Here is a 2,820-nt window from a genome sequence, read left to right as displayed (position 1 = left end):
GGCTGCAGGTGGTCACGGCCACGGAGGTGACCTCGCACGTCGCCCTGCTCGCGGCGGTGCCGGACGAGATCCGCCGCACCTTCGCCGACCGCGTCCTCGCCCCGGTCCTGGCCTACGACGCCCGCAACGACGCGGGCCTGCTCGAGACCCTGGAGGCCTTCCTGGACTGCTCGGGCAGCTGGAGCCGGGCGGCGGAACGCCTCCACCTGCACGTCAACACGGTGCGGTACCGGATCGGCCGGGTGGAGGAGCTGACGGACCGGAACCTCGCGCGATTCGCGGACCGCGTCGACGTGTACCTCGCCCTGAAGTCCCGCTGACCCCCGCATTATGGAGCCACAACTGTCATTCAGCGGGGGGAGAACGACAGTTGTGGCTCCATAATGCGGTCAGTGGTGGGACGACAGCGCGGCGCTGATCTCCGCGACCATGTGGTTCGGGTTGCGCAGGAGGGCGGCCGTCACGAAGACAACTCGCCATCCGGCCGCCTGGACGCGGTTCAAGCGGGCGCGGTCACGGTTGAGGGCCCAGGTCTCGCCGTCCCGCCAGCCGCCGTCGTACTCGACGGCGACCCGCCGCCTCGGGAAAGCGAGGTCGACGAGCGCGACCTGCTCCCCGGCGAGCTCGATCCAGTGCTGGGGAACGGGGTCGAGGCCGGCCAGGACGAGATGGACGCGAACCTGTGACTCGGGAACCGAGTCGGAGAGGTCCGTCGCCAGTGCCTCGGCCTGCCGCGCGACGACGATGCCGTTGTCGTGGCGGATCCGCAGCATCGTGCGCAGTGCGTCCCTGTCGACCAGGCGAGCCTTGAGGATCTGGTCGAGATCGGCGACCGAGTCCGGCAGCGGGCGTCCGACCAGGAGATCGAGGCACATGCGGAGCGGGGAGGCGAGGAGCCCACCCTCCCACGGCTCGTACTCGTCCGGAACGAGATCGGCACGCCGGACGAGGAGGCCGCTGCGGCGATCCACCCTCGCGCCGAGGGGTACGGCGACGTGGACGGGATCGTCCGGCCAGCAGATCGGCGCGCCCCGCACGGCGGCTGCCGACCTCCCGGTGATCACCACACCCGGCGGCAACGCCATCGCCGCGGCCTGCGCACGGAGCTCGTGGGTCACGGGCACGGTGTTCCAGGAGTAGACGTCCCGGAACAAGCGCCGGTACCGGCCGGCTCGGAGATCGCGGTGGGTGATCATGCCCTGCGCGATCGCGTCCGTGCCGCGGAAGAGGGGGAGCTCGCGGAGCTGAGAGGTCAGGTAGTCGGTGGCCATGTCGCCGATCATGGGCGCACCGCCCGACAGATACCGCGGCCCTCGCAGAGTTGTCCACAGCCCTGGTCGTTATGGAGCCACAACTGTCGATTCGCCCCTTCGAAACGACAGTTGTGGCTCCATAATGCGTCGGTCAGTCGCGGACGACCGTGGCCTGGATGAGGCCGTACGGGGCCGTTGCGGCGTGGAAGACCTCGTTGGGGTTCTCCAGGCCGAAGGGGGTCAGGTCGACGACGAAGTGGTGCTTGTTCGGGGCGGAGAGGGAGATCTCCTCGATCTCGGGGTGGGTCTCCAGGACGGCCTTCCCCATCTCCCACAGCGTCTGCTGCAGGGCCAGGGAGTGCACGCTCGCGAAGCGCTCCAGCAGGATCGCGCGGACGTCGGTCCAGGTCTTGTCCCAGTCCACATCGGTCGCCGCGTAGGTCCAGGTCGCGACCAGGGAGGTCGACATGATCCGGTCGTGGGTCTCCTGCAGGGTCGTGTACCCGTCCCGCAGGAAGCCGGCGAACTCCGAGCCGGTGGACTTGAGCAGGACGAGGTCCTTCAGGCCGGAGCGGACCGTCTCCCCCGCCCCCGACACCTCCACGACGGTCGTGCGGACCTCCGACTCGCGGCGCACCCACGCGTGGTCGTCGATGCGCTCCCAGGTGTGCTCGTCGACCTCGATCCGTGCGCCCTCGACGGGCTCCACATCGGACACGAAGTGCCGGGCCAGGGTCAGCGCGTAGTCCTCGATCTCGCGCAGCCCGTGCTCCTTCGCGTACGCGTAGACCGTGTTCTTCTGGGTATCGGTCGGCAGCACCCGGGACTGGTCGCCCGCCAGGTGTGCGGCGCTGAAGTCGCCCCGCAGCGCGGTCGAGACCGTGACGTCGCGGATCTCGTGCCGCGGGGTGTCGCGGTAGATCCGCACCACGCGGTTCTCCGCCTTGCCGTAGTCGTTGGCGCCCAGACGGATCCGGCCTGTGGTTCCCATGTGTCAGCTCCCGCGGTAGGTCGAGTAGGCGAAGGGGGACAACAGCAGCGGGACGTGGTGGTGCCGCTGCGGGTCGGTCACCGTGAAGGCCACGGTGACCTCGGGGTAGAAGGCGGACCACGCGGCCGTCGCGAAGGTCAGGGTGTGGACGCCGGCGCCGGGCTCGGTGAGGCGACCACGGCCGTCGGCGTCCGTGACGATCCGCTCGCGCTCGCGCCCCTCGGTCCGGAGCACGACCGTCATGCCCGCGGCCGGGGTCCCGGTCGTCGCGTCGAGGACGTGGGTGGACAGGCTCACCGCACGGCCTCCGCCAGCCGGAGCCGGTTGATCGCCGCGAGCTCGCCGAGTGCGACGAGCCGTTCCGCGGCCGGGTCGTTGCCGAGCCGAGCGTGCAGGGTGTCCAGCAGCTCCACGGCACTCCGTCCCGCCGCGCACACCAGGTACACGTAGCCGAAACGCTCCTCGTAGGCCCGGTTCCCCGCGGCCAGCGCGTCGAGGACCTCGGCGGACGCACCCGCCACCCCCGCCTGCTCGCGCCGGGCCGTCCCCTCCGCGGCCCGGTCGCCGATGCGAGGG

General features: G+C 70.7%; 5 protein-coding genes. 1 reads left to right on the top strand and 4 read right to left on the bottom strand.

The window, feature by feature from the left end; all coding sequences use genetic code 11:
- Positions 1 to 320: PucR family transcriptional regulator (locus H5J29_RS27890; protein ID WP_181783967.1), on the top strand; the 320-nt coding region annotated here is incomplete at its 5' end.
- A gap of 69 nt (positions 321 to 389) precedes the next feature.
- Here the strand turns inward: H5J29_RS27890 and H5J29_RS27885 are convergent.
- The 4 genes from H5J29_RS27885 to H5J29_RS27870 all read right to left on the bottom strand — a co-directional run.
- A complete protein-coding gene (locus H5J29_RS27885; RefSeq protein ID WP_181783966.1) occupies positions 390 to 1,271 on the bottom strand; it encodes an endonuclease domain-containing protein in 882 nt (293 codons plus the stop codon).
- Positions 1,272 to 1,404: 133 nt separating this feature from the next.
- The gene (pucL, locus tag H5J29_RS27880; protein ID WP_181783965.1) at positions 1,405 to 2,244 is read right to left on the bottom strand and encodes a factor-independent urate hydroxylase; all 840 of its coding nucleotides are present in this window, start codon (positions 2,242 to 2,244) and stop codon (positions 1,405 to 1,407) included.
- 3 nt (positions 2,245 to 2,247) lie between these two features.
- On the bottom strand, positions 2,248 to 2,541 hold the full coding sequence (gene uraH / locus H5J29_RS27875) for a hydroxyisourate hydrolase (protein WP_181783964.1): 294 nt from the start codon (positions 2,539 to 2,541) through the stop codon (positions 2,248 to 2,250).
- The coding region (locus H5J29_RS27870; protein ID WP_281376118.1) for a 2-oxo-4-hydroxy-4-carboxy-5-ureidoimidazoline decarboxylase at positions 2,538 to 2,820 on the bottom strand (283 nt) is incomplete at its 5' end. The genes uraH and H5J29_RS27870, both read right to left, overlap by 4 nt.

The sequence above is a fragment of the Pseudonocardia pini genome (assembly GCF_013870575.1).
GTDB lineage: Bacteria > Actinomycetota > Actinomycetes > Mycobacteriales > Pseudonocardiaceae > Pseudonocardia > Pseudonocardia pini.
Note: the sequence above shows the minus strand (reverse complement) of the source record. Positions and strands in the feature narration are given on the sequence as shown.